Source organism: Vicinamibacterales bacterium (assembly GCA_035699745.1).
Lineage (GTDB): Bacteria > Acidobacteriota > Vicinamibacteria > Vicinamibacterales > 2-12-FULL-66-21 > JAICSD01.
This window is the reverse complement of record DASSPH010000028.1, coordinates 42,852-65,565: the sequence shown is the minus strand read 5'-3', so window position 1 is coordinate 65,565 and position 22,714 is coordinate 42,852. Positions and strand designations below refer to the sequence as shown.

The following is a 22,714-nucleotide window of genomic DNA, read 5'->3' as shown; positions in this document are numbered from 1 at the left end:
GTTCCGATCGCAAACGATCTCCGGCCTGGAGGCCGGAGCTACCTGCAGGTTAGCGAGCCCTCGCCGCTGATTACGCCGTCTCCGCCAGCTTACTGACCGTCGTTTTTTTTTCGACGACGTAGCGCTCCATGAAGGAGGTGCTGAGCTTGCCGGCGACGAAGTCCTTGTCGGCCAGGATCTTGAGATGGAGCGGAATCGACGTCTTGATGCCGTCGATGACGGTCATCTCGAGCGTGCGCCGCATCCGCGCGATCGCCTCCTGGCGATCCCGGCCGTGGACGATGATCTTGGCGATCATCGAATCGTAGTAGGGAGAAACCGTGCACTCCGAGTGCGCGAAGGTGTCGACGCGGACGCCGGGGCCCCCCGGCACGCTGAAGGCGTGGATGACGCCCGGCGAGGGGGCGAAGGTGTCGGGGTCTTCCGCGTTGACGCGGCACTCGATGGCGTGTCCGGTGAAGGTGATGTCTCCCTGCTTCACCGAGAGCCGCTCCCCCGCGGCGATCCGGATCTGCTCCTTCACGATGTCGACGCCGGTCACGAACTCGGTGACCGGGTGCTCGACCTGCACGCGCGTGTTCACTTCCAGGAAGTAGAAGTTCTGCTTGTCGTCGAGCAGGAACTCGAAGGTCCCGGCGTTGGTGTACTGCACCGCGCGGGCGGCGTCGACCACGGTGCCGCCGAGCTTGCGCCGCATCTTGTCGGTCACCGCCACCGACGGGCCTTCCTCGATCAGCTTCTGATGCCGGCGCTGGATGGAGCATTCGCGCTCGCCGAGATGGACGACCGCGCCGTGATGATCGCCGAGCACCTGGAATTCGATGTGGCGCGGGTGCTCGACGTACTTCTCGATGTAGACGTCGCCGACCCCGAAGGCCGCTTCCGCTTCGCGCTGCGCGGTCTTGAGCGCCTTCGACAGCTCCTTGATGTCGCGGATGACGCGCATGCCGCGCCCGCCGCCGCCGGCCACCGCCTTGATGATGACGGGCAGCCCCAGTTCCTTGGTGACCTTGAGCGCCTTCTCTTCGCTGTCCACCGGCCCTTCGCTGCCCGGCAGGATCGGGACGCCGGCCTTCCGCATCGCCCGCCGCGCCCGCGCCTTGTCGCCGAGCAGGCGGATGACGTTCGGCGAGGGACCGATGAACTTGATGTGGCACGCCTCGCACACTTCGGCGAGGTAGGCGCTCTCCGAAAGGAAGCCGTAGCCGGGATGGATGGCGTCGGCGCCGGTGATCTCGGCGGCGCTGATGATCGCCGGAACGCTCAGGTAGCTGTCGGCGCTGCGCGGCGGCCCGATGCAGACGTCCTCGTCGGCGAACCGGACGTGCAGCGAGTTCTCATCCGCCTCGGAATAGACGGCGACGGTCTTGATGCCCAGCTCGCGGCAGGCGTAGATGATGCGCAGCGCAATTTCGCCGCGGTTGGCGATGAGGATTTTCTTGAACATCAGCTTGTCTTGATGGCAAACAAACGCTCACCGTACTGGACAGGCTTCCCGTTCTCGACGTACGCGGTCACGATTTCGCCGTCGTATTCCGACGTGATCTCGTTCATGAGCTTCATCGCTTCGATGATGCAGAGGACCTGATCCTTCTTGACCCGCTGGCCGACCTCGACGAAGGAGGGCGCGCCCGGCTCGGGCGACCGGTAGAAGGTGCCGACGATCGGCGATTTCACCACCGCCAGCTCGAGCGATTCCGCGTCGTCGGGGCGGGCCGCGACGGCAGCGGGAAGCGCGGCGGCCGCGGGCGGCGGCGCCGCTAGATTGGGCGCCGGCAGCACCAAGGGCGCCGGCTGCGCCACGGCATGGAACGTCGGCGCGCCGGCCTTCCGGACGCGTACCTTCAAGCCGTCGCGTTCGAGCTCAAATTCGGCGAGCTCGTGCTCGCGCACCAATTCCAGGATCTTCTCAATATCAGCAAAGTCCATTCAGTTCGGTCTCGTCAGCACTTCGCACCCGTCAGCCGTGACGAGCACGTCGTCCTCAATCCGCACACCGCCGATGCCGGGGACGTAGGCGCCCGGCTCGATCGTAAACACCATGCCCGGCTCGATCACCTGGTCGGGAAGGCGCGGTGACTGGCGGGCGATTCGCGGCTCCTCGTGGACCTCGAGCCCGAGACCGTGACCGGTCCCATGACCGAACGCCTCCCCCAGCCCGTGCCGTTCCAGCACCGAGCGGGCCGCGGCATCGATGGTACTGGCCGCCACCCCCGGGCGAACCGTTCGGATGGCAGCGTCCTGCGCTTCCCGAACGGCCGCGAACAACGCCGCCTGGCGGCCGGAAACGGCCCCAAGCTGAACGGTACGCGTAAGATCCACACAGTATCCGTCGTAGACGCCCCCAAAGTCCAGCACGGTGGGCTCCCCCGCCCGGATGGGCCGGTCGGTGGGCCGCGCGTGCGGCAGGGCGCTGTTGGGCCCCGATGCGACTATCGTCTCGAAGGCCGGCCGGCTGAAGCCCGCCAGGCGCAGGGCGGTCTCTATCTCGGCGGCGATATCGAGCTCGGTCCGCCCCTCCCTGACAAGACGCGGCACGTCCAACGCCAGCCGGCCGAGCCGCCGCCCCGCCTCCCGAAGCGTCTCGACCTCGGCCGCATCCTTGATCAGACGGGCCCGCTCCACGATCCGCTCCGTCGCGACGAGCGCCGGCGCCGCCGTGAGGCTCTCGACCGGCAGCGGCGATCGGGCCGCGAGCGCGCTCGAGATCGCGTTGAACCGGCTGACCGGCAGATACGCCGCCTCGACGCCGATCCGGACCGAACGCTCGCGCCGCAGCACGTCCACGATGGCCTCGTCGTACGACCGGTCGAAGGTTTCCACCGTCACGAGCCCGTCCAGCGCGCCGGCCAGGTCGTTCGCCGCCGTGACGTAGCGGAAATCGACCAGCAACAGACAGCGGCGCGGCATCAGCACGGCGGCTCCGGCGGATCCCGAAAAGCCGGTGAGATAGCGCAGGTTCGGCAGGTGGGTCACGACCAGCGCGTCGAGTTCGGCGGCGCGCACATGATCGCGTACGTGCGTCAGCCTCGTGCTGACTGTGGCGGGAGGCAGGCTCACAGGTGCCGCGCGGCGTCGATGGCGACGAGGAAGCGTTCGAGGCGCGCGAGCGCCGCAAGCGTCGCCGGGTCTGGACCGGCGAGCTCCACCGGCCCGTCGAGATCCAGGGTCTCCTCAGCGGCCGGATGATCGAGTGCCGGGACGGCGACTGGTGCCGGGGCCGGGACGGCGACGCGTTCCACCGGCGCGGGAGGCGCCGGCGTCTGGGCGGCGGTGGCGGCCGCCAGCGCGACGCGCTCGACTTCCGCGTTCATCATCGCCGCGAGATGGGGATCCATCTCGGTGGAGTGGCCGAGCCGCTCGTGGATCTGGGCGAGGCCGCGGATCGCGGCGAGGTTTTCCGGCGCCGACCGCAGCACGGTGTCGAGCTCGTCGCGCGCGGCGTCGTACTCCCCGGTCTCGATCAGGGCGCGCCCGAGCGTGACGCGCGCCGAGAGATACGCCGGGTGCCGCTGGAGTCCGGCACGGCAGGTCTCGATCGCCTCCTCGTACCGGCCCATGCGGCGGAACTCCTCGGCGAGCGCCGCAAAGGCAATCGACGCCGGATCCAGTTGGACCCGGCGTCGCAGCTCCTCTATGCGAGGATTCTCCGCCATCAGTGCATCACTCTTCGACGGACATCACGACACGGTGATCGTCCGTGTGATGAAGCTCGTCTTGCCCTGATCGTCCGTGACGGTCAGGCGCACGGTGTAGGTCCCGGCGGCGCCGTAGACCTTCGAGGTGGTCACGCCGGAGCCGGTCGTGCCGTCGCCGAACGACCAACTATAGCTGACGATGGTGCGGCCGGTGGACGCCACCGATCCGCCGCCGTCGAAGTTCACGGCCGCGCCGACGGTCGGCGACGCCGGCGAGAACGTGAAGTCTGCCGTCGGCAGCCCGGTGCCGACCGAGATGCTCGTCGTCGCCGTCGCGAACCGCCCCGCATCGTCGGTGACCGTCAGCACGACGGTGAAGGTGCCGGCCGTGGCGTATGCGTGCTGCACGGTCGCGCCGCTGCCGGTCGAGCCGTCGCCGAAGTCCCAGTCGTAGCTGCGGATCGTGCGTCCCGGCGCCGGCCGCGACGTGGAGGCGTTGAAGTTCACGGTCTGCCCGACCACCGGTGCGCTGGGCGACGTGACGATGGTGGCCGTCGGCAGCGCGCCCTGGCCGATCGTCACCGACTTGGTGATCGACTCGGTCGCGCCGATGCTGTCGACGACCGTCAGCCGGACGTTCTTCGTGCCGGCGGAGCGGAACGCGTGCGTCACGCGCTCGCCCGACCCGGTCGAGCCGTCGTCGAAGTTCCACAGCCACTGGACGATCGTGCCGGTCGAGGACTTGCTGGCCGAGGCGTCGAACAGCACCGGCTCGTTGTCGTTCGGCGCGGCCGGCGTGAAGGTGAAGTCCGGCGTGACGCTGCCGCGCGGCGGCACCACGACGCCGGTCGGCACGACGCGGATCGTCGCGGAGCGGCCGACATCGTTCTGGAAGTCGGTCCCGGTCGGGGTGACGACGATCTGCACGTCGGTCGCGGGCACCGGCGCGCCCGGCGCGGGCGGCGCGGTGTAGACGACGGTCGCGCGGCCGTTCGCGTCGGTGACGACGCTGCGCGCCGACAGGGTGCCGAAATCGACCGGCACGCCGCCGACGCGGAGATCGACGCGGAGCGACTGGCTGCGGATCGGCTGCGCATTCTGATCGCGCGCCGTGATCGTGACGAGCGACTGCGACGCGCCGTCCTGCGCGACGAAATCAGGCGACGCCTGGATGGTGATCGCGGTGCTGAGCTCGGAGGGCCCGCTGAGCGGCGGCGTTTCCTGCTTCTTCACCGTGCAGCCGCTGACGAGCAGCGCGGCGGCGGCGAGACCCGGCACGATTCGGAGAAATTTGGTGGCCATGTTGTGTATCCGTTTGCCGTTAGCCGGCCCAGTCGGCGAAGGTGACGTCGAGGTTGCCGGTCACGCTGACCTCGCGGCCGGTCTGGTCGTGCCCGTAGAACGTGATCCGCGCGATCGTGGAGATGATCCGCGCCCCGCCGCCCGACCGCAGCGCGCGCAGCGGCGCCTCCTGCTTGGCCTGCAGGCGGACCAGCGTGAACCCGACCGACCCGCTGCCGCTGATCGTCGCCGTCACGCCGCTGGTGAACGAGAACGGCACGTCCACCCCCTCGACGTTGCGGCCGTCGCTCCTCACGTATTCGACCCGGTACTGCGTCAGGGTGATCGCGTTGACCGGACCGGGGCCGAGCCCGTTGGGATCCTTCATCTGTAGCTGGAACGTGGCCTCGGCGACGTCGGTGAACACCGTCCCTTCGTCGCTGATCACGTCGGACTCGACGGTGTTGTCGCTCTGCGGCCCGCCGACCAGGCTGGTGATCACCAGGTACGACGACGCCTGGCCGGTCCGGATGGTCTTGCTGCACGACGCCGACAGCAGCACGAGCACCGCGAGGCCGAGCCTCACGACGCGGCCGCCCCAGACCGCCTTGCCGCGCGTCAGTGACTTTGTCCGCTGCATCAGTCCTACCCTCTCAGAATGCGTGGCGTGATGAAGATCAGCAGCTCACGGCTCGAATCGGTGAGCGTGTTGCGCTGGAACAGCCACTTGAGGATCGGCACGCGGTGGAGCACCGGCGTGCGGTCGTTGGTGGTCTGCTCCTGGCTGACGAAGATGCCGCCGATGACCGTGGTGGCGCCGTCGTTCACCTGCACGGTGGTGAGGGCGCGCTGGGTGTCGATCGGCGGAATGCCGTTCACCTGGCGGCTGAAGTCGGGCGTCGCGTTCTCGAGCGTGACGTTCATGATCACGGTGTTGGCGGCGGTGATCTGCGGCGTCACCTGCAGCTTGAGCACCGCGTCCTTGAACGAGACCGCGACGGTGTTGTTGGCCACGGTCTGAATCGGGATCTGAATGCCCTGCGCCACTTCCGCGGTCTGGTTGTTCTGCGTGGTGAGGCGCGGGGTCGAGAGGATCCGCCCCTTGCCGGTGTTCTCGAGCGCGGTCAGCGCGACGTCGAGATTGAACGCGCCGTTGATCGAACCCAGAGCGAGGCCGATCGCCGAGGACGCCGCGGCGGCCGGCAGGTTCACTGCCGTCGCCGCGTTGTCCTGCGCCGTGCCCCCGCGCGGATCGTTGGGCCCCTGCGCCCCGCCCACCCGGCCGCCGATCGAGCCGTTGTTCGGGAACGCGAGGCCGGTGGTGTTGCCGATCGCCGAATTGGCGCGGCCGTTGAAGCCCCACTGAATGCCGAGCGCGCGGGCGAAGTCCCGCGTCGTCTGGACGACGCGCGCTTCGACTTCGACCTGCGGCTGCGGCTTGTCGAGCGTGCCGATGAGCGACTGCGCGGTCTGCAGCCGGTCGGGCAGATCCATCAGGATCAGCGTGTTGGTGCGCGTGTCGACCTGAATCTGCCCGCGCGACGAGAGCGCCGACTTGACGAGCAGCGGGCCGAGCGCGTCCGCCTTGGCGTAGCTCAGGGGGAAGGTCTGCACGCGCAGCTCGCCGGCGAGCGCCTTGGCCTCGACCAGCTTCTGCTGCGCCGCCTGTTCGTCGGCCAGCACCGAGAGCGGGGCGATGCGGATGATGTTCCCCTCGACGGTGTAGCCGAGTTTGTTGGAGCGCAGGATCTGGTCGAGCGCCTGATCCCACGGCACGTCGTTGAGCAGGACGTTGACCCGCCCCTGCACCGACGGGTCGATGATCATGTTCAGTCCGCTCTCGGCGGAGAACACCCGGAGCACGGCGCGCAGATCCGCGTCCTCGAAGTCGAAGTTGATCGGGTGCCCCGTGTACTGCTTCTGCCCGGTGCCCGGCACGTCGGACTGGAACGTCTGCGGCGCCTGCGGCGCCGACTGCGGGGCGGGGCTCGCGGCCGCCGGCGCCTGGACCGCCACCGGAGGCTGCGCCGCCGCGGGCGTCTGCGCGCGCGCGGTGCGAGTCGGGCGCGGCGCGGGCGGCAACACGCGGGGCGCCGCAATGCCGGCCGCTGCCGCGGGGGCCGCGTCGAGCGCCGTGATCGGATCGGCGGGCGTGATCGACGCCGCGTTCGCAATCGCCTGGGCGAGCGACAGCGTGTCGCCGTCCTTGTCGTCTGCCGCGTCGCCCGGCGCGGCGGGTGTTTCGGGCGGGGCGACCATGATCGGCGCGCCTTCCTTGCGCCCTTCGAACACGACCGCCAGGTCGCGGCCGTCGGCGCCGGTGCGCTCGACGTGATAGGTGGCGGTCGGCGCGATCTCCATGACCACGCGGGTCACCAGGGGCTCGCGGCTGTTGACCGCGACGCGGACCTGCTTGACGAAGGCGCCGTCGACGCCGGTGCGCGGCGCGGCGGCCGCCGAGACGTTCGGGAAGTCCAGCAGCAGCCGCCGCGGCTGATCGCTGGACTCCATCAGCGACGACGGCGTGAGCCGTCCGTCGCCGGCGAGCGTCACGGTGGTGGAGGTGCGCGTATGGCTGGCGCGAACCGACTTCAGCTGCGTGGCCTCGGGGACGGTGGCCGGGTCCGCGACCGCGGCCGCCGCCGGTGCCGCCAGCAGCGCCGCGGGCATGCCGCCGGGCCGCGGCGAGGCGGGCGCGGCCTGCTCCGGCTCGAGATCGACGCGGATGATGTTGCGCGCGCTGCGCACCTTGTAGGCCGCGGGCGACGCCAGCGCCACGCGAACGCGTGCGAGCTGCCGGCCGTCGGCCGCGGTGGCCTGCTCGAGCGTGACGCCGGCGACCGGACCGCGCCGTCCGACCTGGTTGGCGGCGTTCTCGACGTCGACGTCCCGCAGATCGACGAGCAGCGTCATCGCGTCAGGCCGGCTCACCGCGTAGGCGACCGGCTCCGATGCTTCGATCAGCACGGCGGCGTTGCGGCCGAGCGCTTCCGCCGAGACGCCGACGAGACGGATGTTCCCGGCCGGCGCCGCGCTGAGCACGAGCCCCCCGCTCGCCGCCACTGCAACGGCGGCGGCGGCCATCAGGCGCTGCACCGCGCGAGCCCGCACACGTATCAAGAAAGTCATCATTGTCTCCGCGCCGTTCACCGCGCCTCCGCCCGTATCGACTTGCGTACCTCGCGCTGTTTCACCAGCGACAACGGATCGTTCACGTCCTGCGAGAACACCACGGCGTCGGCCGTGATCGCCTTCACGCTGCCGTCGAACACCTTGTCTCCCTGCTTCACCGTGTAGGTGCGCCCGTCAGGCGCCTGCAGCAGCGCGAGGAACCCGCCCTTGGGCGACTTGAAGGTCCCTTTCACATTGACTTCCCCGATCAGCAACCCGGGGAGGCCGGCGGGCCGCTGCCCGGCGGCGACCGGCAGATCCGAGCCGCGCGCACTGAGGCTCACGAATGGATCGCGCCGGCCCGCAGGGTCGTACGAGTAGCCGGCGCCCGCAGGCGCCGGGGCCTGGCCCGCCGCAGCCGGCGCCGACGGAGCCGGCGACGGCGCCTGACTCGCGGCAGCCGCCGACGGTGCGGCGGCTGCCGGCGATGAAGGCGGCGGCACGAGCGCTTCGGCGTTCTTCTGCTGCGCGCCCTCCGTCGCGGCGCGCGCGTCCCTGGCGGCGTTGATCGCCGGCGCCGCCTGCGGAACTTGCGCTCCGGCGGACGCGGCACCGGCTACAAGGAACGCCGCGGTGACAATTCCCAACTTCCACGTCCCAACGCCCGATGAACGCCCAACGCGATTCAGCATGGTCACCTTGCGGGCGGCGCGCCGCGCCCTCCGCGTCCGCCGCCTTCGGTCAGCACGAACGTCGTCGCCGTCATGTCGGCGATGATCGTGGAGTTCGGGTCCTGGCGCGGGTTCGCCGTGATCGAGATGTCGCCGACGTTGATGATCCGGGGGAACTTGCTCACCCGGTCGAAGAACAGCGCGAGATTGTGGAACGACCCCACCGCGGTGAGGCGGTACGGGACCTCGGCGTAGAGCGGCTGCTGCCGCGGCGCGGCGGGCGTGAAGCGCAGCAGCGTCAGGTTCGACTGCGTCGCCAGGCCCTGCAGGCGGCGCAGCGTGTCGGCGACGTCTTTCTGCTCCGGCAGGACGTTCTTCAGGCTGTCGAGCCGCGCCCCCAGGTTCACGACTTCGGCCTGGAACTCGGGCAGGCGCCGCGCGGTGGCGATGCCCTTGTTGATGTCCCCCTTGAGCGACTTCAGGTGCGTCTGCCGCATCGCCATTTCGGCGCGGAAGTCGGCGACGTAGTAGGTATGGAAGCCGTAGATCGCGCCGGCGGCGAGGATGACGAAGGCCGAAATCTGCCCCCACCACGGAAGTTTGCTCAGACTGATATCCACGACATCACCTCGCAGGCGGCGCGCCGCGTCCGGCGGGCGCGGCCGGCGCGACCGCCCCTTCGGGGTTCTGCGTCGTCGCGCGAACGGTAAAGCGGACCATGTCGCCGGTGGGCGTCTGATCGACGGCGGTGTCGAGAATCTCGACCGGCCTGGTGAACCAGGAGCTGCCCTCGAGATTGGCGACGAAGTCGGAGAGCACGCTCAGCGACGTCGTGCGCCCCTCGATGGTGAAGTCCTTGTCGCGCTGCCCCATCGACACGAGCCACAGCCGCTCGGGCAGCGCCTTGCTGACCTCGTCGAGGATGTGCACCGGCCCGGTCTGGCCGCGGCGCAGCTGTTCGATCAGCGTGACGCGCTGCTGCAGGCGCGCCTTCTCGGTCTCGTACTTCTGCACCTGCGCCAGCACCGAGCGGAGCTGCTGCGCCTCGACTTCGGCGCGGGCGATGTCTTCGTCGAGCTGCCGCGACTCGGTGTGCAGCGACCAGTACCACCAGCCCACCGACACCACCGTGGACAGGAGAATCAACGCCGCGGCGATGGTGACGCGCTGCGCCGTGGTGACGCCGGGAGCGATCGCCGCCTTGGACTTCTTGGCGGCGCCGGGCCGATCGACCGCGAGGAGGTTGATGCGAATCATCGGTCGCCCACCCGGCGGAGCGCCAGCCCCACCGCCACCGCGGCGGTCGGCCCGATGTCGCCCGACTCGGCCTTGAACCGCTTGCTGTCGAACGCCACCTTGCGGAAGGGATCGAACGGCTCGACCGGGGCTTCGAAGCGCTCGGTCAGCATCTCGGTGAAGCCTTCCGCCCGCGACGCGCCGCCGCTCAGCATGATGCGGTCGACCTTGTCGGACGCGGCGGTGGCCTTGAAGAAGTCGAACGTCTTCTGAATCTCCAGCATGACGTTCTCGGTCACGGCGCGCAGCACCGGCCGCGCGTCGTCGTAGGTCGCGCCGTCGGTCGGCAGCCCGCGCTTCAGCGCGTCGGCGGTCTCGAAGGGCAGGTTCAACTCGCGCTGGAGCGCCTCGGTATAGGCGTTGCCGCCGAGCGAGATGTCGCGGGTGAACACCGATTGATCGCCGTGGATGATGTTGATGTTGGTGGCGCTGGCGCCGGCGTTCAGCAGGACGACGACGGCGTTGGCGTCGATGCCGTAGTTGACTTCGTAGGCGTTCTGCAGCGCGAAGGCGTCGACGTCGACGACGACGGCGGTGCGGCCGGCCTGGGCGATCACGCCGGTGTAGTCGGCGATCTTTTCCTTCTTGGCGGCGACGAGCAGGACGTCCATCGTCGACTTCCCCGACGCGGCGTCGCCGCGATCGAGGATCTGGTAATCGAGGTTGACGTCCTGGATGTCGAAGGGGATGTACTGCTCCGCCTCCCAGTAGATGGATTCGGCGAGCTCCGACTCCGACATGATCGGCAGGGAGATCTTCTTGACGATCACCGCGTTGCCGGAGAGCGACGCGGCGACGTCTTTGGTCTTGATGTTCCGCCCTTCGAACAGGCGGCGGATCGCGTCGGCCACGGCGGCGCCGTCGATGATCGCGCCGTCAACGATGCTGTCGGGCGGCAGCGGTTCGGTACCGAAGCCGGCGACCTTGTAGGTCTTGCCGGACGCCTTCAGCTCGACCGCCTTGACCGCGCTGGACCCGATGTCCAACCCGACCAGCGCTTTGGGTCTACGGAACACAAGTCACCCCGGAAATCATCGGAAACTGTTATCGGCGCCAGGTGTTTGGCAAGCGAGGTGCCACGGCAGAGGAGGCCACAAAATCGGCAGAACTGCGCAAATCTGATATGCGCCGGATCGCGGAGGGAAATGGGCGGTGACGGTTTTGGGGCCCGCCCCACGGTTCTGTAATCGCGGGAGGTTTGACAATCTCGCTAATTGCCGGTATCCTCTTGGTTTGCCGTCCTTTGAAAGGTACTGAGAGGGAATCCATGCGTACGTTCGTTCCCACTGCCGGGCCTCGTGGAGGCCATGTACAGCGGCAGTGGCACGTGATCGACGCCGAGGGGCAGGTCCTCGGGCGGATCGCGACCGAAGCGGCCCGGCTGCTGCAGGGCAAGCACAAAGCGGTGTACACGCCGCACATCGACACCGGCGATCACGTGGTGATCGTCAACGCGGCGAAGGTGCGCCTGACCGGCCGTAAGGAAGAACAGAAGCTGTACCGGTATCACTCGGGCTACGAGGGCGGCGTCCGCGAGGAGCGCGCCAAGGACGTGCGCGCCAAGCAGCCGACCCGCATCGTCGAAGAGGCGGTGCGCGGCATGCTGCCGAAGACGAAGATGGGCGAAGCGATGTGGCGCAAGCTGAAGGTCTACGCCGGTGCGGATCACCCGCACGCCAGCCAGCGGCCGCAGGGCCGCGTGGTCGAGAAATGAAACCCAGGACGATCGAGAGCGAGGTCGCATAAGTCGTGGCAGCAGGTATTCAGTATTACGGCACCGGACGGCGCAAGACATCGACAGCCCGCGTGTTCCTCCGGCCGGGCACCGGGGTCCTGACGATCAATCACAAGACCTTCGAAGAAGCCTTTCCCACCGAAGCGCACCGCAACCAGATCAAGCAGCCGCTGACCGTCACCGAGACGGCCGATAAGTTCGACGTGCTGGCGACCATCGCCGGCGGCGGCATTGCCGGCCAGGCCGGCGCCCTGCGCCTCGGCATCGCGCGCGCGCTGGTCCGCTACAACCTCGAGCTGCGCTCGCGGCTCAAGAAGGAAGGGTTCCTGACGCGCGATGCGCGGATCAAGGAGCGCAAGAAGTACGGGCAGAAGGGGGCGCGCAAGCGCTTCCAGTTCAGCAAACGGTAATGGGAGGGAATTTGAGCGGGATCGCGTTGAAGGATTTGCTCGAGGCCGGCGTCCATTTCGGACACCAGACGAAGCGCTGGAACCCGAAGATGAAGCAGTACATCTTCGGCGAGCGGAACGGGATCTACATCATCGACCTGGCGAAGACGGCGAAACTGTTCCGCGAAGCGGAAGAGTTCGTCCACAACCTCGCCGCCGATGGCCGCACAGTCCTCTTCGTCGGCACCAAACGCCAGGCCCAGGACGCGATCGCCGAGGAGGCGCAGCGCTCGAGCATGTTCTTCGTCAACCAGCGCTGGCTCGGCGGCCTGCTGACCAACTTCAGCACCATCCAGCGCAGCCTGGCCCGGCTGCGCGACCTCGAGGCGATGGAGACCGACGGCCGCTACGAGACGATCACCAAGAAGGAGATCGCGCAGATCGAGAAGGAGAAGCGCAAGCTCCAGAAGAACCTCGAAGGCATCCGCAACATGTCGCGGCTGCCCGACGCCATCTTCGTGGTCGACACGCGCAAGGAGAAGATCGCCGTCGACGAGGCGCGCAAGCTGAAGATCCCCGTCATCGGCGTGGTCGACACCAACTGCGATCCGGACGAAGTCGATTTCGTCATCCCCGGCAACGACGACGCGCTGCGCGCCATCCGGCTGTTCGCGTCGAAGATCGCCGACGCGGTCATCGCCGGCCGCGGCCTGCGCGAGGCGAGCCAGGGGGACGAAGGCAGTGAAGGCGACGACCGCGGACGCCGCGTCCGCCCTAATCGTCCGGCGCCGCGCGAACAGGTCGTTTCCCCGGCGTCGGTGTAAGTCGGTCGGAGTAGAGCTCGACGCCGGCTGAACTTCGGCCGGCGTTTGTTTTGTACCGTGGAGTAACTGAGACATGGCGACTGTGGCAATTACGGCGGATCTGGTGAAGAAACTGCGCGACGCGACCGGCGCGGGCATGATGGAGTGCAAGGCGGCGCTGAGCGAGGCCAACGGCGATCTCGAGGCCGCCACCACCCTGCTGCGCAAGCGCGGGCTGGCGGCGGCGACCAAGAAGGCGGGCCGCTCGACCTCCGAGGGGCTGATCGGCCACTACATCCACATGGGCGGCAAGATCGGCGTGCTCGTCGAGGTCAACTGCGAGTCCGACTTCGTCGCGCGCACCGACAAGTTCCAGGAGCTGACGCGGGAGATCGCGATGCACATCGCGGCGGCCAACCCGACCTACGTCCGCCGCGAGGAGGTGCCCGCCGACGTGGTCGCGCGCGAGAAGGAGATCTACAAGGATCAGGTCAAGGACAAGCCGGCGCAGGTGATCGACAAGATCGTCGAGGGCAAGTTGAACAGCTACTACCAGCAGTTCTGCCTCCTCGAGCAGGCGTCGGTGCGCGATCCCAACGTCACCATCCAGCAGCTGGTGCAGGACGCGATCCGCATCCTCGGCGAGAACATCACGATTACGCGTTTTGTTCGCATGAAGGTGGGCGAACAGAGCGCCTGAGCGATTCGGAAATTTGGGAATTTGGAAATTTGGAAATCGGGCGCAAGATTTCCAAATTCCAACATTTCCAAATTTCCAAATATAATCGGCCGGATATGTCAGCGCGGTACGGCCGGGTCCTCCTGAAGCTCTCCGGCGAGGCCCTCATGGGCGAGCAGGCGTTCGGGATCGATCCTGCCGTGACGACGCAGATCGGGCGCGAGATCGCGGAAATCCAGGCGCTCGGGATTCAGACCGCCATCGTCATCGGCGGCGGCAACCTCTTTCGCGGCCTCGCCGCCAGCGCCAAGGGGATGGACCGCGCCACCGCCGATTACATGGGCATGCTCGCGACGGTCATCAACGGCCTCGCGCTGCAGGACGCGCTCGAGCACGTCGGCGTGCCGACGCGGGTCGTCACCGCGATCGAAATGCGCGCCGTGGCGGAACCGTTCATCCGCCGCCGCGCCATCCGCCACATGGAAAAGGGACGGGTGGTGGTGTTCGCCGCCGGCACCGGCAACCCCTACTTCACCACCGACACCGCCGCCGCGCTCCGCGCCATGGAGATGAAGGCGGACGTCATCCTCAAGGGCACCAAGGTCGACGGCATTTACACCGCCGACCCGATGATCCATCCCGACGCCACCAAGTTCGAATCGATCTCGTATCTCAACGTCCTCGAGCGGGGCTTGAAGGTCATGGATGCCACGGCCATCTCCCTCTGCATGGACAACAAGCTCCCGATCGTCGTCTTCAACCTGCGCACGCCGGGCAACATGCGGCGGGCGGTGCTGGGCGAGCCGGTCGGTACGACCGTCACGGCCTAGCGGACGGCGCCCGGACGAGCGCAGCGGAGCGAGGAACAACAATGGATGTCAGCGATCTGAAAGGCCTGTTCGGCGAAGTCAAGAAGCGGATGGACGCCCACATCGAGCACGTGCGGCGCGAGCTCGCCGGCGTCCGCACGGGACGCGCCTCCGTCAACATCCTCGACACCGTGCACGTCGATGCCTACGGCTCCAGCATGCCGCTCAACCAGGTGGCCTCGCTCTCGGTGCCGGAGCCGTCGCTGATCGTCGCGCAGCCGTTCGATCCGTCGCTGATGGGAGCCGTCGAGAAAGCGATCCGCACGGCGAACCTGGGATTGAATCCCGCCAACGACGGCAAGGTGGTCCGCATCCCCGTCCCGCCCCTCACCGACGAGCGCCGCAAGGAGCTCTCGAAGCTGGTGCACAAGTACGCCGAGGAAGGCCGCAACGGCGTCCGCCAGGTCCGCCGCGACGCCAACGAAAAGCTCAAGAAGCTGCTGAAAGACAGCAAGATCTCGCAGGACGACGAGCGCAAGGGGCTCGAGGAAGTGCAGAAGATCACCGACCAGCACGTGCACCTCATCGACGACCTGCAGAAGAAGAAGGACACCGAGCTGCTGGGAAAATAGCAGATTGGCGATTGGCGGTTGGCGATTGGCGATCGACAAGTGGCGATTGGCGATTGGCGATCGACGGAGTGGCGATTGGCGATTGGCAATGATCAATCCGTCGATCGCCAATCGCCAATCATCACTTGTCGATCGCCAATCGCCAATCTTCCATCGCCAATCTTCCATCGCCAATGTCGTATTTCAGCCATCTGGAATGTAGCGTGCCGTGCGGCGCTGCGCGGTATGACGCCAGGATCGACCAGCACCTCTGCCCCGCCTGCGGCATGCCGCTGCTGGCGCGCTACGACCTCGAGGCCGCCCGCGCCTGGAAGAAGGAGTCGCTCGCGGCCCGTGAAGCGACGATGTGGCGCTATCGCGAGCTGATGCCGCTGTTCGACGGCGAGCAGCCGATCACGCTCGGCGAAGGATGGACGCCGCTCGTGCACGCCAGGCGGCTCGGCGCCGCGCTCGGGCTCGACCGGCTGTTCGTCAAGGACGAGTCGCTGAATCCCACCAACTCCTTCAAGGCGCGCGGACTGTCCGCGGCGGTCACCCGCGCGGCGCGGCTCGGCGCCGGCACCCTCTCGGTGCCTTCCGCCGGCAATGCCGCCAATGCAATGGCCGCGTACGCCGCCGCCGCCGGGCTGAAGGCCAAGGTCTTCATGCCCAGGGACGTGAAGCTGCCCTTCATCCGCGAGTGCGAGTTGTACGGCGCCGAGGTGAACCTGGTCGACGGCCTGATCACCGACGCCGGCCGCATCGCCGCCGAGAAGGGCAAGCCGCTCGGCTGGTACGACGTGTCCACGCTCAAGGAGCCGTACCGGATCGAGGGCAAGAAGACCATGGCGTACGAGCTGGGCGAGCAGCTCGAGTGGCGCTTCCCCGAGTGGATCATCTATCCCACCGGCGGCGGCACCGGCATGGTCGGCATGTGGAAGGCGTTCGAGGAGATGGAGGCGATCGGCTGGAAGGCGCCGGGCCGCCGGCCGAAGATGGTCTCGGTGCAGGCGGAGGGGTGCGCGCCGATCGTGCGCGCCTTCGATCGAGGCGCGGAGCGCTCGGAGCTGTTCCCCGATGCGCGGACCGTGGCCGACGGCCTGCGCGTGCCCAAAGCGATCGGCGACTTCCTCGTGCTGCGCGCGGTGCGCGAGAGCGGCGGCACGGCCCTGGCCGTCTCGGACGCGGCGATGGTCGCCGACATGCGCGAGCTGGGCGCGATGGAAGGCATCAGCGCGGCGCCGGAGGGGGGCGCCGCGTTGACGGCGTTGAAGGTGCTGCTGAAGCGCGGCGACGTGAAACCGGCCGACACGGTGGTGATTTTCAACACCGGCGGCGCGCTGAAGTACCTCGACGTCCTCGCCTGACGCCTAGCTCGCCTTCTCCACCGGCATCAGGACCTCCGAGGCGGCGTTGGGGGCCGGCGCCGCTCCCGCGGTTCGTCGCCCCATCCACGCGCGCTCGACGCTCCTCCGCAGCGCGAGCGACGGCCGTTCGATCAGGTAGTACGACATCAACGCCAGCGCCATGACAATCGTGATGTTCAGCGGGAACGTCGTGACCATCGACTCCACTCCCCGGTGCAGGAACGGCTGCTGCCACAGGTACAGCGAGTAGCTGAGCATCCCCACGTATACGAACGGCGCGGAATTCAGCACGCGCCCGACGCGCCCTTCGTGGAACGTGACGCACCAGTCGAGGCACAGCGCGATGCCGACGTGCGTCAGCGTCATCCCCATCGCGAACTTCGGCAGCGGGTGGTCGTGCAGCAGGTTGCCGGCGATCGCCGCGAGCGGCACGAGCGCGAACGCCGGCGACGCCAGCAGCCGCGGATACCACGCCGTCTGGTGCAGCAGCGGCCGCACGCCCGCGAGCACGCAGCCGATCGCGATCGCGTCCGCGATCGTCTCGAACCGATGGCCGACGCCGTAGCCGTATTCGCGGAGCAGCATCCACTCGCCGACGCGGATCACGGGGGCCAGCAGCACGACGGCGGCGGCGATCAGGATCGCCCGCCGGGTCCGCGCCACGAGCAGCACCGCCGGCCAGATCAGGTAGAACTGCTCTTCCACGGACAACGACCAGGTGTGCCCGACGTACCACGAACGGTCGAGGTCGTAGTTGGACGTGTAGGTCGCCGCCCGAAGACCGTCGGAAGGGTTGAGGGTCACCGAACCGAGGGCCCCCGCCATCAGCAGGCAGATGAGAAACGCGTAATACGGAGGGAAGATCCGCAGGGTCCGCCGGAAGTAGAAACGGCCGAGGTCGATGCGGCCGTACCGCTGTACCTCATCCAGGAGCAGACCGGTGATGAGGAACCCGGAGATCACGAAAAAGACGACGACGCCGAACTCTCCAAGGCCCAGAAAGTTCCCTGCGGCTGCCGATAAGGGGAAGTTCTTTGTCCCCGCGAGGTGGCTGATGAGAACGAGAGTGATCGAAATCGCCCGTAATCCGTCGAGTGACGGGATCCGGCGCTCCGCCGACGCGCTCATGAGCGCCCGCCTCTGCAAGGCAGACGCCTGTTTCACTCGTTCATGACGAATGCCCAGAGCGTGTCGCCGGCGGCGACGACCACATACTGCAGACCGTCCAGGGTGTAGGTAATCGGCCCGTTGCTGACAGCGGTGCGGACGCCGGCCCGCCACAGCGGCTCGCCGGTCGTCGCGTTCAGCGCCACGAAGTTGCCGCTCGACCCGTCGCCGGTGAACAGCAGGTTGCCGGCCGTGGACAGGAGTCCGGAGAACCCGCTCCCCTCCCACTTGTGGCTCCAGCGGATCTTTCCCGTCCGGTAGTCGATGGCCTGCACCATGTGCTGCGCCCAGCCGCCCCGGTCGGTGCCGCCCCATCCCATCGGGTTCTTGCCCGTGTCGTAGAGGTACCAGACGCTGTACGCCTGCGCCGCGCTCACGTAGAACAGCCCCGTCGCGGGACTGAAAGAGGGAGACGGCCAGTTGGTGGCCCCGGCCTGGTTCGGACTCACCAGCGCGCCGTCCACCTGCGGATGCTTCGCCGGATTGGGAATCGGCTGTCCCTTGTCGTCGAATCCCAGCGACCAGTTCGTCGGCACGAAGTCGGTGGACAACAGCGCCTTCCCGTTGGTGCGATCCAGCAGGAAGAACTTGCCGTTCCGTGATGCCTGCGCCAGCAGCTTTCGCGGCTGGACGGACCCGCGCCCCCCGGAGCGGCCGGTGGAGGGGCGCGGCGGGCCGCCGAGCGGTGCGTCGATGAGCACGGCGGTCTCCGTCGCATCCCAGTCGTGGGTGTCGTGCGGCGAGGCCTGGAAATACCAGCGCATCTTCCCGTCGTCCGCACCGAGCGCGACGATGGAGGCGGTGAAGAGATTCGCGCCGGGGCGGTTGACGTGCGCCACGACCGGCTGCGGGTTGCCGGTGGTCAGGTAAATGAGATTCAGCTCCGGATCGAACGTGACGGGCTGCCAGGTCATGCCGCCGCCGTGCCTCGCCATCTCGAGGCTCGGCCAGGTGTCGAGGCCCGGATCGCCCGGCTTCTGCGGCACCGTGTACCAGCGCCACTGCAGCGAGCCGTCGGCCGGATCGCGCGCCTCGATGTAGCCGGGATTGTCGATGTCGTCGCCGCTGACCCCGACGATCACGTGGTTGGGGATCACGATGGGCGCCGTCGACGAGTAGTAGTAGCGGTTCACATCGCAGATGGTCTGACGCCAGCGCTCCCTGCCGTCCTTGATGTTCAGCGCGACGAGATGGCAGTCCGGCGTCTCCACGTACAGGGTGTCGCCGCCGATCCCCACACCGCGGTTGCCGATGTAGTTGCCTCCCTTGCCCTGCCAGACGAAGTGCCAGATCTCCCGGCCGGTGCGCGCGTCGATCGCCCAGACGTGATCGGGAGACGAGAAATACAGCACGCCGCCGACCTGCAGCGGGGTCGCCTTGATCGGCGCCGACCCGGGGCCGCTGACGCGATAGCTCCACGCCAGGCTCAGATGCTTGACGTTCCGATCGTTGACGTTCGTCAGCGGACTGAAGCGGCGGCCCGAATAGTCGCCGTTGAACGTCGGCCACTCGACCGCGAGGATCAGAAGGAGCGCGGCAATCATTTCAGACTCGCCAGGTAGGCGACGACGTCGTGCATCGTCTTGTCGGTGATCCGCGGCAGCAGCGCGACGTGCGCCGCGTACGGATCGGATTTGACCACCTGCACGCCGCGGCCGCGGCGGATGGTCCGGTGCGCGCCCGAGGCGTCGCGCAGCGAGACGTAGAAGTCGTCGAGGTGCACGAGCGGACCGGATACCGTCTCGCCGTCCGGCGTCGTGACCTTGACGGTGACGACCGGCGCGGGAGTCGACCGGCGGCGCGATGCGACGTTGTTCGGAAAGAGGAAGCGCTGCTGGATCGTGATGGGATCCATGCGGCGGCCAATCGCGGAGAGATCGCCGGCCGGCGAATGGCAGGCGGCGCAGCCCCCCTCGCCCTTGAAGTACGACTCCCCCGCTTCGGCATCGCCGGTCAGCACGTCACCGGGCGTGAAGAGCGGCGAGCCGCGCAGCGTGTCGTTCACCCGCGCGCGGAGGAAATGCGACAGCAGCAGCACCTGTATGCCGGTGAGCGGCGGGAGGGGGCGCGGATGGGCGCTCGCGAGATACGGCCCCAGAGTGCTGCCGTAGCGATCGCGAAGGACGACGTCCGAGCGAACCAGATTCGCGCCGTCGGACGTGCCGCGTGCGTCCGGGCCGTGGCAGGCGCGGCAGTCCGACGCATAGAGCGGGGCCGCGCGCTCCACTGCCTTGGGGTCGACCATCGGCTTGTCCGCCGGGCCGACGCCGCCGCGAATCGTCGTCGGCGACAGCGTATGCCGGGTGGACAGGAACTCGACGATCGCCGCCACTTCCGCGCTGGTCGCCTTGGCGCCGCGGCCGATCATGTTCTCGACCGTGGCTTCCCACTGCGGGCGGGTGCGGCCGACAGTAATGACGTGCTCGAAGTCGTGGCAGAGCGTGCCGCACACGCGCCGCGTGGTGGCCTCGCCGGACTCGCCGGTCGCCGGCGGCTGCGCAGCGGCGGGTGGCGGCGCAGCGGCCGGCGCCTGCGCAGCGGCCAGCACGCCCAGCAGGAACAGGATTGCGGCTCCCATCGAGCCGCAATTATCTCACCGTGACATTGTCGAATGTGCAGGTCGCGGCCGCGGCGGTCGTGTGACTGGTCACCGCCACCCCAACGTAGATACTGGGCCCCATCGCGATGGTGTCGGCGCCGACCAGCGTCCAGGTCGTGCCGTCGGGCGACTCGAAGGCCGAGATCTGGCTCCCGGTGCGCTGCAGCTTCACCCAGCGCGGCGCGGTGGTGAAAGAGCCCGCCGTGCCTACACTGATGTCCTGATCGACACGGCGGCGCTGGAACGCGGCACCCTTGCCGGCCGAGACCAGCATGAACGCGTGCGGCGACCCGGCGGTCAACGAGGCGCGCACCATCACGCCCGCCTTGACCCAGGCGTTGACGTCCATCTGGACCGACGAGACGCGCGCGACGATCGACCCGTCGCCGGTCAGCGTGGTGTAGGCGTAGTGAAAGGCGTCGGCCGCGCCCCACACGTCGGCGCCGGATCCGGTGACGGTGAAGGCGCCGGCGCCGCCCGTGGCGTTCCCGGCAATCGGCGTCGCGCCGATATCCCCGTGCGACCACACGGCGGCGGCGGGGGCCGCCGCCCCGGCCACGACGCTCACGTTGTCGAACGTCGCCGCCGCCGTGGTGCCGGCGACGTGGCTCGAGACGGCGAGGCCGATCAGCACGCTGCGCCCGAGCGTGAACGTGTCGCCGCCGACGCGCGTCCACGTCGCCCCGTCGGCGGACTCGTACCCGCTGATGGTCGCCCCGGAGCGCACCAGCTTCACCCATCGCGGCGCGGTCGACAGGCTGCCCGGCGAGCTCGTGCTCGTGCCGCCGTCGACGGTGCGGCGCTGGAACGGCACCCCCTTCGCCGGCGACGCCGCGACGAGCATGAACGCTTGCGCCGCCGACGGCGACAGCGAGCCGCGGATCATGACGCCCGCCTTGGTCCAGTTGCTGACGAACTGAATCCCGGTGACGCGCGCGACGATGGTCCCGTCGCCGTCGAGCGTGCGGTACGCGTAGTGAAAGGCGTCGGCGGTTCCCCACACGTCTGCCCCCGCGCCGGCCACTTCGAACACGCCGTTCGATTGCGCCGCACGTCCGGCGGCGCCCGTCGCGCCGACGTCGACGTGGCTCCAGCCCTCCCCGACGGCTCCCGAGGGGGCCGTCGACGTTTCCGTCGACGCGACGACCGCGGCGAACACGTTGAGCCTCGCCCCGGTCACGGTCACGCCGGACCACTGCGGCAGACGATCGGCGCTGGCCAGCAGGATCTGCTTCAGCGCCGCCGGCGTCAGCGCGGGATTCTGAGAGGCCATGAGCGCCAGCGTGCCGGACACGTGCGGCGCCGCCATGCTCGTCCCGCTCGAATAGGCGTAGCCGTCCCAATAGGTGCTGAAGATGTTGGTCCCTGGCGCCGCGATGTCGACCGCCGTTGCCCCGTAGTTGCTGAACGCCGCGCGCGCGTCGTTCTCGTCCGAGGCGGCGACCGACACGATCGACGGAGAGGTGAAGCTCGCCGGATCGTAGGGCGCCGCGTCGTCGTTGCCTCCGTCGTTGCCGGCGGCAAAGACGCTGATGATGCCGGCCTGCGCCGCGGCGTCGATCGTGTCCCTCAGCGCATGAGGATACGGCGCATTGGGATCGCGCGGCGATCCCCAGCTGTTGCTGGCGATGCGGAGGTTCACGCCGCGGTTGACCTTGAGGTCCATCAGGTACTCGAAGCAGGTGATGGCCGCGGCGTCGTTGCCGGTGCCGGTCGCGTCGAGAAACTTGCACGCGACGATCTGCGGATTCCAGGCGACGCCGACCGCGCCGATGCCGTTGTCCCCCTGCGCGCCGATGATGCCGGCGGCGTGGGTGCCATGGCCGTTGTCGTCCATCGGATCGCTGTCGTGATTCCAGGCGTCGATCCCGTGGACGTCATCCACGTAGCCATTGCCGTCGTCGTCGAGCCCGTTGCCCGGCACTTCGCCGCGATTCACCCACGCCGAGCCGGCGAGATCCGGGTGGCGGTAGTTGATGCCGCTGTCGATGACGGCGACGACAACGTCGCGGGCCGACGGGGGAAACGCGGCCCACGCCGACGGCGCGCTGACGCGCGCGAGCCCCCAGAGGACATTGCCGGTCCAGGCGGGATCGTTGGGAGCGCCTGCAGCCACCGCGCGGCGGATGAAGTTCGGCTGCGCGTACAGCACCGCGGGATCGGACGCGAGCGCCGGCACCGCGCCCGTGGCGCGATCGCCGGCCGCGATCTCGACGTGCTCGATGCCGGTTCGCGCGAAGCGCTTCCGGAGTTTCGCGCCGGCGCGGGCGAGCGCCGCCTGGCGCTCCGCCGGCGTTGCGCCCGGCCGGAACTTCACCAGCAGTTCGGCGCGGCGAGCCGGCGGGCTCTGCGCGGCGATACGGCTGCCGAAGGCGAGCGTTCCGAATGCGACGACAACGACACCAGCGCTGCGGACCAAGTCGATCCGCGCTCGTTCCCAGGTCATGTGCATGTGTGTGGAATGCGGGCGTTTAGCAACCGAGTGAAGGGATCACGATTACAGCAGGGGAAGGATCCACTTTCAAGCAGGGCGGTATTCGCGCGCAGCTCGAGCGCCA

22 protein-coding genes are annotated in these 22,714 nt (G+C 68.5%); 7 read left to right on the top strand and 15 right to left on the bottom strand.

Features of this window, described 5'->3' with window-relative positions:
• Window positions 1-70: 70 nt before the first annotated feature.
• The 11 genes from accC to pilM are packed head-to-tail and all read right to left on the bottom strand — an operon-like array spanning window position 71 to window position 11,013.
• On the bottom strand, window positions 71-1,447 hold the full coding sequence (gene accC, locus VFK57_05310; GenBank protein HET7695106.1) for an acetyl-CoA carboxylase biotin carboxylase subunit: 1,377 nt from the start codon (window positions 1,445-1,447) through the stop codon (window positions 71-73).
• Entirely contained in the window at window positions 1,447-1,929 is a 483-nt protein-coding gene (gene accB, locus VFK57_05305; protein HET7695105.1) for an acetyl-CoA carboxylase biotin carboxyl carrier protein, read from the bottom strand. Before accB ends, accC begins: the two co-directional genes overlap by 1 nt.
• Entirely contained in the window at window positions 1,930-3,060 is a 1,131-nt protein-coding gene (locus VFK57_05300; protein HET7695104.1) for a Xaa-Pro peptidase family protein, read from the bottom strand.
• A complete protein-coding gene (locus tag VFK57_05295) occupies window positions 3,057-3,656 on the bottom strand; it encodes a tetratricopeptide repeat protein (protein HET7695103.1) in 600 nt (199 codons plus the stop codon). The genes VFK57_05300 and VFK57_05295 overlap by 4 nt, the downstream gene beginning before the upstream one ends.
• 24 nt (window positions 3,657-3,680) lie before the next feature.
• Window positions 3,681-4,940 (bottom strand): PKD domain-containing protein, encoded by a 1,260-nt coding sequence (locus VFK57_05290; protein ID HET7695102.1) that lies wholly within the window; start codon window positions 4,938-4,940, stop codon window positions 3,681-3,683.
• 19 nt (window positions 4,941-4,959) lie between these two features.
• A complete protein-coding gene (locus VFK57_05285; protein HET7695101.1) occupies window positions 4,960-5,559 on the bottom strand; it encodes a hypothetical protein in 600 nt (199 codons plus the stop codon).
• Between the two features lie 5 nt (window positions 5,560-5,564).
• Window positions 5,565-8,048 carry a type IV pilus secretin PilQ gene (pilQ, locus tag VFK57_05280; GenBank protein ID HET7695100.1) on the bottom strand — a complete coding sequence of 828 codons (2,484 nt, stop codon included), beginning with the start codon at window positions 8,046-8,048 and terminating at the stop codon, window positions 5,565-5,567.
• Window positions 8,049-8,065: 17 nt separating this feature from the next.
• The gene (locus tag VFK57_05275) at window positions 8,066-8,677 is read right to left on the bottom strand and encodes a hypothetical protein (GenBank protein HET7695099.1); all 612 of its coding nucleotides are present in this window, start codon (window positions 8,675-8,677) and stop codon (window positions 8,066-8,068) included.
• A 47-nt stretch (window positions 8,678-8,724) separates the two neighbouring features.
• Complete coding sequence (pilO, locus tag VFK57_05270; protein ID HET7695098.1) at window positions 8,725-9,321, bottom strand: type 4a pilus biogenesis protein PilO; 597 nt, start codon at window positions 9,319-9,321, stop codon at window positions 8,725-8,727.
• 4 nt (window positions 9,322-9,325) lie between these two features.
• Complete coding sequence (locus VFK57_05265; protein HET7695097.1) at window positions 9,326-9,958, bottom strand: PilN domain-containing protein; 633 nt, start codon at window positions 9,956-9,958, stop codon at window positions 9,326-9,328.
• Entirely contained in the window at window positions 9,955-11,013 is a 1,059-nt protein-coding gene (gene pilM, locus VFK57_05260) for a type IV pilus assembly protein PilM (protein HET7695096.1), read from the bottom strand. Before pilM ends, VFK57_05265 begins: the two co-directional genes overlap by 4 nt.
• A 251-nt stretch (window positions 11,014-11,264) precedes the next feature.
• On the opposite strand from pilM, the gene rplM reads away from it, so the two are divergent.
• The 7 genes from rplM (at window position 11,265) to VFK57_05225 (ending at window position 16,390) form a co-directional block, all read left to right on the top strand.
• On the top strand, window positions 11,265-11,711 hold the full coding sequence (rplM, locus tag VFK57_05255) for a 50S ribosomal protein L13 (GenBank protein HET7695095.1): 447 nt from the start codon (window positions 11,265-11,267) through the stop codon (window positions 11,709-11,711).
• 47 nt (window positions 11,712-11,758) lie between these two features.
• The gene (gene rpsI, locus VFK57_05250; protein ID HET7695094.1) at window positions 11,759-12,142 is read left to right on the top strand and encodes a 30S ribosomal protein S9; all 384 of its coding nucleotides are present in this window, start codon (window positions 11,759-11,761) and stop codon (window positions 12,140-12,142) included.
• Between the two features lie 11 nt (window positions 12,143-12,153).
• Window positions 12,154-12,945, top strand: coding sequence for a 30S ribosomal protein S2 (gene rpsB / locus VFK57_05245; protein HET7695093.1), 792 nt, complete (start codon window positions 12,154-12,156; stop codon window positions 12,943-12,945).
• 73 nt (window positions 12,946-13,018) lie between these two features.
• Complete coding sequence (gene tsf / locus VFK57_05240; GenBank protein ID HET7695092.1) at window positions 13,019-13,624, top strand: translation elongation factor Ts; 606 nt, start codon at window positions 13,019-13,021, stop codon at window positions 13,622-13,624.
• Between the two features lie 95 nt (window positions 13,625-13,719).
• On the top strand, window positions 13,720-14,433 hold the full coding sequence (pyrH, locus tag VFK57_05235) for a UMP kinase (GenBank protein HET7695091.1): 714 nt from the start codon (window positions 13,720-13,722) through the stop codon (window positions 14,431-14,433).
• Between the two features lie 41 nt (window positions 14,434-14,474).
• Window positions 14,475-15,044 carry a ribosome recycling factor gene (gene frr / locus VFK57_05230; protein HET7695090.1) on the top strand — a complete coding sequence of 190 codons (570 nt, stop codon included), beginning with the start codon at window positions 14,475-14,477 and terminating at the stop codon, window positions 15,042-15,044.
• 173 nt (window positions 15,045-15,217) lie between these two features.
• Window positions 15,218-16,390 (top strand): threonine synthase, encoded by a 1,173-nt coding sequence (locus VFK57_05225; GenBank protein HET7695089.1) that lies wholly within the window; start codon window positions 15,218-15,220, stop codon window positions 16,388-16,390.
• Between the two features lie 3 nt (window positions 16,391-16,393).
• Here VFK57_05225 and VFK57_05220 read toward each other — a convergent pair whose 3' ends face one another.
• Genes VFK57_05220 through VFK57_05205 form a run of 4 tightly spaced genes read right to left on the bottom strand, consistent with a single transcriptional unit; the run spans window position 16,394 to window position 22,602 of the window.
• Entirely contained in the window at window positions 16,394-17,518 is a 1,125-nt protein-coding gene (locus VFK57_05220) for an acyltransferase (protein ID HET7695088.1), read from the bottom strand.
• Window positions 17,519-17,550: 32 nt separating this feature from the next.
• Window positions 17,551-19,101 (bottom strand): acido-empty-quinoprotein group A, encoded by a 1,551-nt coding sequence (locus VFK57_05215; protein HET7695087.1) that lies wholly within the window; start codon window positions 19,099-19,101, stop codon window positions 17,551-17,553.
• Entirely contained in the window at window positions 19,098-20,135 is a 1,038-nt protein-coding gene (locus VFK57_05210; protein ID HET7695086.1) for a hypothetical protein, read from the bottom strand. The genes VFK57_05215 and VFK57_05210 overlap by 4 nt, the downstream gene beginning before the upstream one ends.
• 10 nt (window positions 20,136-20,145) lie before the next feature.
• Entirely contained in the window at window positions 20,146-22,602 is a 2,457-nt protein-coding gene (locus VFK57_05205; protein HET7695085.1) for a S8 family serine peptidase, read from the bottom strand.
• Window positions 22,603-22,714: the final 112 nt, after the last annotated feature.

Coding starts and splice junctions, on each gene's coding strand:
- VFK57_05290 (HET7695102.1), bottom strand. CDS start 4,940: ATGGCCACCAAATTTCTCCGAATCGTGCCGGGTCTCGCCGCCGCCGCG.
- frr (HET7695090.1), top strand. CDS start 14,475: ATGGATGTCAGCGATCTGAAAGGCCTGTTCGGCGAAGTCAAGAAGCGG.
- accB (HET7695105.1), bottom strand. CDS start 1,929: ATGGACTTTGCTGATATTGAGAAGATCCTGGAATTGGTGCGCGAGCAC.
- accC (HET7695106.1), bottom strand. CDS start 1,447: ATGTTCAAGAAAATCCTCATCGCCAACCGCGGCGAAATTGCGCTGCGC.
- VFK57_05265 (HET7695097.1), bottom strand. CDS start 9,958: ATGATTCGCATCAACCTCCTCGCGGTCGATCGGCCCGGCGCCGCCAAG.
- VFK57_05285 (HET7695101.1), bottom strand. CDS start 5,559: ATGCAGCGGACAAAGTCACTGACGCGCGGCAAGGCGGTCTGGGGCGGC.
- pyrH (HET7695091.1), top strand. CDS start 13,720: ATGTCAGCGCGGTACGGCCGGGTCCTCCTGAAGCTCTCCGGCGAGGCC.
- pilQ (HET7695100.1), bottom strand. CDS start 8,048: ATGACTTTCTTGATACGTGTGCGGGCTCGCGCGGTGCAGCGCCTGATG.
- VFK57_05215 (HET7695087.1), bottom strand. CDS start 19,101: ATGATTGCCGCGCTCCTTCTGATCCTCGCGGTCGAGTGGCCGACGTTC.
- VFK57_05220 (HET7695088.1), bottom strand. CDS start 17,518: ATGAGCGCGTCGGCGGAGCGCCGGATCCCGTCACTCGACGGATTACGG.
- VFK57_05225 (HET7695089.1), top strand. CDS start 15,218: ATGTCGTATTTCAGCCATCTGGAATGTAGCGTGCCGTGCGGCGCTGCG.
- VFK57_05295 (HET7695103.1), bottom strand. CDS start 3,656: ATGGCGGAGAATCCTCGCATAGAGGAGCTGCGACGCCGGGTCCAACTG.
- VFK57_05205 (HET7695085.1), bottom strand. CDS start 22,602: ATGACCTGGGAACGAGCGCGGATCGACTTGGTCCGCAGCGCTGGTGTC.
- VFK57_05210 (HET7695086.1), bottom strand. CDS start 20,135: ATGGGAGCCGCAATCCTGTTCCTGCTGGGCGTGCTGGCCGCTGCGCAG.
- tsf (HET7695092.1), top strand. CDS start 13,019: ATGGCGACTGTGGCAATTACGGCGGATCTGGTGAAGAAACTGCGCGAC.
- rplM (HET7695095.1), top strand. CDS start 11,265: ATGCGTACGTTCGTTCCCACTGCCGGGCCTCGTGGAGGCCATGTACAG.